Annotated in this window: 5 protein-coding genes and 1 pseudogene; 2 read left to right on the plus strand and 4 right to left on the minus strand. The window is 74.0% G+C overall.

Annotated features, from left to right (window positions below; genetic code table 11):
* The first annotated feature begins 32 nt into the window (after nucleotides 1–32).
* Nucleotides 33–1,055: a small ribosomal subunit Rsm22 family protein gene (locus tag VIW71_RS18695; protein ID WP_414720780.1), complete on the plus strand. Its 1,023-nt coding sequence runs from the start codon at nucleotides 33–35 to the stop codon at nucleotides 1,053–1,055.
* A gap of 338 nt (nucleotides 1,056–1,393) precedes the next feature.
* On the opposite strand, the gene VIW71_RS18700 is transcribed toward VIW71_RS18695, so the two are convergent.
* From VIW71_RS18700 to VIW71_RS18715, 4 genes and pseudogenes are all read right to left on the minus strand, one after another.
* Nucleotides 1,394–2,569: a magnesium and cobalt transport protein CorA gene (locus VIW71_RS18700; protein ID WP_331623488.1), complete on the minus strand. Its 1,176-nt coding sequence runs from the start codon at nucleotides 2,567–2,569 to the stop codon at nucleotides 1,394–1,396.
* Nucleotides 2,566–4,134, minus strand: a complete 1,569-nt coding sequence (locus VIW71_RS18705) for a phytoene desaturase family protein (RefSeq protein WP_331623489.1) — start codon at nucleotides 4,132–4,134, stop codon at nucleotides 2,566–2,568. The genes VIW71_RS18700 and VIW71_RS18705 overlap by 4 nt, the downstream gene beginning before the upstream one ends.
* A gap of 313 nt (nucleotides 4,135–4,447) precedes the next feature.
* Nucleotides 4,448–5,266: pseudogene (gene ddaH / locus VIW71_RS18710) on the minus strand (dimethylargininase); the annotation flags it as partial.
* A gap of 253 nt (nucleotides 5,267–5,519) precedes the next feature.
* A complete protein-coding gene (locus VIW71_RS18715; protein WP_331623491.1) occupies nucleotides 5,520–6,170 on the minus strand; it encodes a heme oxygenase (biliverdin-producing) in 651 nt (216 codons plus the stop codon).
* Nucleotides 6,171–6,375: 205 nt separating this feature from the next.
* Between VIW71_RS18715 and VIW71_RS18720 the strand changes: the two genes are divergently transcribed.
* Nucleotides 6,376–7,140 (plus strand): bifunctional DNA primase/polymerase, encoded by a 765-nt coding sequence (locus VIW71_RS18720; RefSeq protein ID WP_331623492.1) that lies wholly within the window; start codon nucleotides 6,376–6,378, stop codon nucleotides 7,138–7,140.
* Nucleotides 7,141–7,280: the final 140 nt, after the last annotated feature.

Genomic DNA, 7,280 nt, shown 5'->3' on the forward strand with positions numbered 1-7,280 from the left:
CACCAGGGCGCGGCCCCTTAGAGTTGACGTTTGTGTCCACCGTTCACCTGCCCGGCGATCTGCGCGCGGCCCTCACCGAACAGCTCCACGCCACCGCACCGGGGCATGCGTCCGCGCAGGTGCAGCGGCTGATCGAGAGCTACCGGGGTACGACCCCGACCGCCGCGCCCGTCCTGCGGGACGCCGCCGATGTCACCGCCTACGCCGCGTACCGGATGCCGGCGACGTACGCGGCCGTCCGCTCGGCGCTCGCCGCGTTCCGCGCCCGGGCCGGCGACTGGACCCCCGGCACCCACCTGGACCTGGGCGGCGGCACCGGCGCGGCCACCTGGGCGGTGGGCGACGCCTGGCCGGAGGGCGCCCATCGCAGCACCGTCCTCGACTGGTCGCAGGCCGCCCTCACGCTCGGCCGCGCGCTCGCCCGCCGGGCCGCCGGGCCCGCGGTACGCGACGCCGAGTGGACCCGCGCGCCCCTCGGCGCCGCCCCCGCGCTGCCCGCCGCCGACCTGGTCACCGTCTCGTACGTGCTCGGCGAACTGACGCCCGGCGGCCGTACGTCCCTGGTCGAGGCCGCTGCCGGCGCCGCCCGCGGCGCCGTGCTGATCGCCGAACCCGGCACCCCCGACGGCTACGCGCGGATCATCGAGGCCCGTGAGCGGCTGATCGCGGCCGGCCTCACCGTGCTCGCGCCCTGCCCGCACGACCGGCAGTGCCCGGTCACCGGCGGCGACTGGTGCCACTTCGCCGCGCGCGTCCAGCGCACCTCGCTGCACCGGCAGGTCAAGGGCGGCTCGCTGCCGTACGAGGACGAGAAGTTCAGCTACGTGGCCGCCGCCCGCCCGGAAGCCGTCACGGAAGCCGCCCCGGAAGTCCTCCTGGAAGCCGCCGCCGCGCCCGCTACGAGCCGCGTGGTGCGCCATCCGCAGATCCGCAAGGGCCTGGTACTGCTCGACCTGTGCACCAGGGACGACGGGCTGACCCGTACCACCGTCGCCAAACGCCACGGCCCCGCGTACCGCGCGGCCCGTGACGCGGACTGGGGTGACGCCTGGTAAAGGGGCTCGCCGTACGGCCGTCGAGGCGCGTGTCGATCAGCGGCCTCCGGCCGCGGACCGCGCCGGTGTCCGAAGGGGAGAGCGCGCGGAGATCGTGGGGGACGAGCGACCGAGCACGGTCGGCCGTCGACACCGGGTCGAAGCGGTCGGAGGCGAGAGGGTGGTGATGGGCCGTCGAGGCGCGGTGTCGATCAGCGGCCTCCGGCCGGAGAGCGCGCCGGTGTCCGAAGGGGAGGAGCGACACGCGAGGCACGAGTGCGGGAGCGACGCCCCCCGGGCTTCGTCCGGGGACCCCGTCCCGGGCCCGAGCGGCCGGGAGGCGAGGGGGCGGCAACGGGTCAGAGCCAGCCGTAGCGGCGGAAGACCCGGTAGCACAGCGCCGACAGGGTCGCCGTCACCCCGAGCATCAGGGGGTAGCCGAAGGCCCACCGCAGTTCCGGCATGTGCTCGAAGTTCATGCCGTAGAACCCGGCGATCATCGTCGGGATCGCCAGGATCGCCGCCGCCGCGCTGATCCGCCGCATGTCCACGTTCTGCTGCACGGCCAGCTGGCTGAGATTGGCCGCCAGTAGGCCGTCCACCAGCTCGCCGTAGCCGGCCAGCCGCTCCCGCACCTGGGAGAGGTGGTCGGCGACGTCCCGGAAATAGCGGGCCATCTCCGTGCCGATCAGCGGGTCCGCCTCCTCGCTGAGCCGCTGGAGCGGCCGGGCCATCGGGTGCACCGCCCGCTTGAACTCGATCAGCTCCCGCTTGAGCTGGTAGATGCGTTCCGCGTCGTCGTCGTGCAGGGCGGAGAAGACGTCCGACTCCAGCTCGTCCACGTCGAGCTCGACCGCGTCGGCGACCTCCAGGTAGTCGTCCACGACCTGGTCGGCGATGGCGTGCAGCACCGCGACCGGGCCCTGGGCCAGCCGCTCCGGGCGGCCCTCCAGGGCGCGCCGCACCCCGGCCAGGCCCGGCGCGCTGCCGTGCCGGACCACCACCACGAAATCCGTGCCGAGGAACACCATCAGCTCGCCGGTGTCCACCACCTCGCTGGTCGCGGTCAGCCTCTCGTGCTCCACGAAGACGATCGTCTTCAGGACGAGGAACAGCGTGTCGCCGTACCGCTCCAGCTTCGGCCGCTGGTGGGCCCGTACCGCGTCCTCGACGGCCAGCGGATGCAGGCCGAAGGCCTCGGCTATCTCGCCGAGGTGCTCGGCGTCCGGCTGGTGCAGGCCGATCCAGGCGAAACCGCCGGGGCGCCGGCGTGCCTCGGCCAGCGCCTCCGCGGGCGGCAGCGACGCCACCCGGCCACCGTCCTGGTAGACCGCGCAGTCCACCACCACGTCGGCGGTGCACTTGCGCCGCTCCGGTGGCGCGTCGTCCTCGCCGAGCGTGTGCCAGTTGCCGCCGCGCCGCCCGCCGTCCTTGCGGCCGTCCCTGCCGCCACCGCCGAGCCACTGGCGGCCGACGGCGCGCCGCGCACCGTCCCTCCGCCCGGAGGGCGGGTGCACTGTCGCCTTGGGGGTCATCGTGCCGTCTCCAGTACCGCCATCGCCGCGTTGTGCCCGGGGACGCCGCTCACCCCGCCGCCGCGGACCGCGCCCGCACCGCACAGGAAGACGTTGGCGTACCGGGTGCCGACTCCCCACCGGCCGGCGGGATGCGTCACATCGTCGTCCGCGTACGGCCACGACAGGTCCTGTTGGAAGATGTGCCCGCCCGGCAGTCCCACCTCCGCCTCGACATCGAGCGGTGACTTCGCCTCCAGGCACGGCCGCCCGTCCGCGTCCACGGCGAGGCAGTCCTCGACCGGTTCGGCCAGTACGGCGTCCAGTTGCGCCAGCGTCGCCCTGAGCAGCGCCTCCTTGGCGCCCCTGGGGTCGTGTTCGAAGAGCCGCGCGGGCGCGTGCAGCCCGAAGAGGGTCAGCGTGTGCACGCCCTGCCCGGCCAGTTCGGGGGAGAGGATCGACGGGTCGGTCAGGCTGTGGCAGTAGATCTCCGAGGGCGGCGCGTCCGGTATCCGACCCGCGGCGGCCTGCTCGTACGCCGTCTGGAGCTGCCGGTACGACTCGGCGATGTGGAAGGTGCCGGCGAACGCCTCGCGCGGGTCGACCGAGGTGTCCCGCAGCCGCGGCAGCCGACGCAGCAGCATGTTCACCTTGAGCTGCGCGCCTTCCGGCTTGTCCGGCGGCGGCTGCTCGCCCAGCAGTCCGGCGAGCGTGTACGGGGACGCGTTGACCAGCACGTTCCGGGCGCCGACGGTACGGGTCGCCGTCCCGGCTGCCCCGCCGAAGGTTATCTCCGCCCGTACGCCGTCGGTCGCGATCGAGGTGACCTCGGCGCCGGTGACGATCTCCGCGCCCGCAGCCCGGGCCGCGTCCGCCAGCGCGTCGGTGAACGCGCCCATCCCGCCGATCGGCACGTCCCAGTCGCCGGTGCCGCCGCCGATCACGTGGTACAGGAAGCAGCGGTTCTGCCGCAGGGACGGATCGTGCGCGTGCGTGAAGGTCCCGATCAGCGCGTCGGTGAGGACCACTCCGCGCACCAGGTCGTCGGCGAGGACGGCCTCCACGGTCTCGCCCAGCGGCCGTTCGAACAGGGCCTCCCAGGCCGCGCCGTCGCCGACCGTACGCTCCAGCTCCGCGCGGGTCGGCAGCGGCCCGGTCAGGGTCGGGAAGACCCGCTCGGCGACGTGCTGCGTCATCCCGTAGAACCGCTGCCACGCCTCGAAGTCGCGGTCCGAGCCGGTCAGCCGGACGAACTGCTCGCGGGTGCGGCCCGCGTCCTCGGCGTCCACCAGCAGGCCGGTGTCGCCGCTCGGGGTGTACGAGGAGATCCGGCGGCGCCGCACCGCGAAGCGCAGCCCGAGGTCGTCGACGATCTTCCGGGGCAGCAGGCTGACCAGGTACGAGTACCGGGACAGGCGGGCGTCCACCCCGGTGAACGCCCGGGTCGACACGGCGGCGCCTCCGGTCGCGGGCAGCCGCTCCAGCAGGAGGACCCGGCGGCCGGCCCGCCCCAGGTACGCTGCGGCGACCAGTCCGTTGTGGCCGCCGCCGACGATGACGACGTCGTACGTAGCGAGGTCATTCATGCGGGCACTTTACGTGCTGCACGGCCGTGGGGTGGACCGCGCACGCCCCCACCGGGGGACACCCGGGAGGCGACGTTCCGTGCGCAGCCGAGGGCTGACGGACGAACTCGCGCAGTGGCCGGCCGAGGAACGAGGTCGTCCGTGGAGCGAGTGAGCGGGAAGCCCGAGTGACTGTGCATGGGGGTGGCGCGCGGGTTCGCGCAGTGGCCGGCCGGGGTACGGGGTCGTCCGTGGAGCGAGTGAGCGGGAAGCCCGAGCGGGAGCGCGCTTCCGGGTGCCCCGGAGGGCGCGGCATGTCCGCCGACCCCGCGGGTCAGGGAAGCCGCAGTTCCATGGTGCAGCACTTCACACTGCCGCCCGCCTTGTGGAGCTCGGACAGGTCGACCGGGACAGGATCGAAGCCGCGCTCGCGCAGCGGCGCGTGGAGACCGGTGGCCGCGCGCGGCAGCAGCACGTGCAGGCCGTCGCTGACGGCGTTGAGGCCGAAGGCGAGGGCGTCGTCCTCCGTGGCGAGCAGGGCGTCGGGGAAGAGGCGGGCCAGGACCGCGCGGCTGCCGGGGGAGAAGGCGTCCGGGTAGTACATGACCTCGTCGCCGCGGTCGTCCAGGACCGCGAGGGCGGTGTCGAGATGGTAGAAGCGGGGGTCGATCAGCTCCAGGCCGATCACCGGGCGGCCGAAGAACTCCTGCGCCTCGGAGTGGGACCGCAGGCTGCTGCGGAAGCCCTGCCCGGCCAGGATCCAGGAGCCGGTGACGGCGAAGTCGCCCTCCGCCTCGTTGACGTGCACGGGCTCGCGCACCTCGGTGAAGCCGTGCGCGCGGAACCACTCCAGGTGCGCCGGCGCCTCCCCGCTCCGTTCCGGGTTGGCGAACCTGGCGCCCAGCACCCGGCCGTCCAGCACGGTGGCGCCGTTCGCCGCGAACACCATGTCGGGCAGGCCGGGCACCGGGTCCAGGATCTCCACGGTGTGGCCGAGCGAGCGGTACCGGTCCCGCAGGTCCTCCCACTGGAAGAGGGCGAGCGCCGGGTCCACCGGCTTGGTGGGGTCCATCCAGGGGTTGATGGAGTACGTGACACGGAAGTGGACCGGCGGGCACATCAGATACCGGCGGGGCGTCGCCATGCGCAAGGGGGGCTCCTCTGAGGGTGGTTGCGTGCGAAACCTAGTACCCCGGGCCCTGCCGCGCCCAGGAAGCGCCCGCGCGACCGTCGTGGTCGGTCCTCCTGCTCACTCCCTTCGCGGGCCGCCTCGTTCCTCGGCCGCCCACTCCGGGAGCTCGGGCGTCAGCCCTCCGCGACCCGCGGGCCGAGGAAATTGCCGCCCTCCGGGGCACCCCGAAGTGCGCGCGGAACGCTTCCCGGCGAACCCGAAACCTCATCGACCGCTACGCGCTCAGCGGAAACACCTCACCCAGGGCCCCGAACACGCCCGTGTTCAGTGCGAAGGCGCGCCGGCACTCCTCCACCACCCGCTGCTTCTCCAGCTCGTCCACCGCCAGCGCGTCCAGCAGCTCCCGGTACTCCCGCTTGAAGGCGGCGGGGTTCTCGATGTCCTCGAAGACGTAGAACCGCACCCCGTCACCCTTGCGGGGGAATCCCCAGGTCTTCTCGGCGATCCCGCGGATCACCTGGCCGCCGGAGAGATCGCCGAGATAGCGGGTGTAGTGGTGCGCCACGTACCCGGCGGGCCAGCGGTGGGCGACCTCGGTGACACGGGCGGCGTAGCGGGCCGTGGCGGGCAGCGCGGCGGCCCGGTCCCGCCAGTGCTCGCCGCGCAGGTGGCGCAGGTCGCGCTCCAGGGCGGCGACCCGGGTTAGCTCGGGCCGCAGGAAGGGCCCGGCCACCGGGTCGCCGGCGAGGGCGTCGGCGCCCTCCTCCAGCGCGCGGTAGACGAACCAGAGCTGCTCGGTATATCGCCCGTACGCCTCCACACCGAGGCGTCCGCTGAGCAGGTCGCCCATGAAAGCGGAGTTCTCCGCCTCGGTGTGCTGTGCCTGGCTCGCGGCGCGGATCACGGTGGAGAAGGGCGTCGTCACGGAGACCTCCGGGGTGGTGGGCGGTGCCGGGCGGCCTGCCTCCGGGGCCGAGACCGTGCCGGCGGGTTGCCGACAGGATGTCGGAAACTCTTCCACGGAGAGTATTCCACCCCGGGTGGGTGTTCACTCCCGCCAAAGGAGAGGATGTCGCCCACCGTCGGCGTACCGTGTACCGGGAGGGGCCGGGGGCGAGGAAAGGAGCTCGATGGCAGGCAGGAACAGGTTGTCCGGCTGGCTGCGGCGCGGTACGGACAGTGCGTCAGGTTCTGCCCGCCCCACCAGGGACTTCCGCGGCTCGCGTACGGCCGCCCGTACCGCTGCCCGCGCCCCCGCGCCCTCGCGTGACGAGCTGACCCGGGCCGCCGCCGGCGCCGGCTACCCCGTGGCGCCCGCCGCCCACCCCGACGGCTTCGGCTGTTCCTGCGACCGGATCGGCTGTCCCACCCCCGGCCTGCACCCGGTCTCACTGGCCTGGCAGACCCAGGCCACCACCGACCCGCAGGCCGTCGACCACTGGCTGCGCACCCAGCCGCTCGCCAACTTCGTCACCGCCACCGGCGCCGCGCATGACGTGCTTGACGTCCCCGCGGAAGCGGGCCGCCTCGCGCTGGCACGGCTCACCGCCGACGCCGCCACCCTCGGCCCGGTCGCGGCCCTCGGCGAGGACCGGCTGCTGTTCTTCACCGCCACCCGCGGCACCCCGGCCGACGAGGACGAGTGGTGGCCGTGCGCACTGGACTGCCACCCCGAGACCGCCGACGAGCACCCGGGCGTCCGCTGGCACTGCCGCGGCAGCTACGTGCTGCTGCCCCCGTCCCGGTTGTCCTCCGGCCACACCGTCGACTGGCTGCCGGGGCACGGCCCGGACCTTCCGCTCCCGGACCCGCTGCCGGTGCTGGACATCCTCGCGGACGCGTGCGCGCAGTCCGCCCACGACTCGGCGTCCGAGCCGGTCGTCTGGGGCCACTGACCCGCCGCGATCCACAGGACGGGCCTTGCTCGCCTTCGCGGCCACAGTCCCGTCGGCCGGCTGACGAACTGCACCGCCCCCGTGGCGCTCCCGCCGCCCGCGGACCGCGGTCACCCTGCCCCACGCGGGGCAGGGTGACC

Source organism: Streptomyces sp. (assembly GCF_036524955.1).
Taxonomy (GTDB): Bacteria; Actinomycetota; Actinomycetes; order Streptomycetales; family Streptomycetaceae; genus Actinacidiphila.

Excerpts from the sequence above, each read along its gene's own strand:
- VIW71_RS18700 (WP_331623488.1), bottom strand. The coding sequence starts at position 2,569 with ATGACCCCCAAGGCGACAGTGCACCCGCCCTCCGGGCGGAGGGACGGT.
- VIW71_RS18705 (WP_331623489.1), bottom strand. The coding sequence starts at position 4,134 with ATGAATGACCTCGCTACGTACGACGTCGTCATCGTCGGCGGCGGCCAC.
- VIW71_RS18720 (WP_331623492.1), top strand. The coding sequence starts at position 6,376 with ATGGCAGGCAGGAACAGGTTGTCCGGCTGGCTGCGGCGCGGTACGGAC.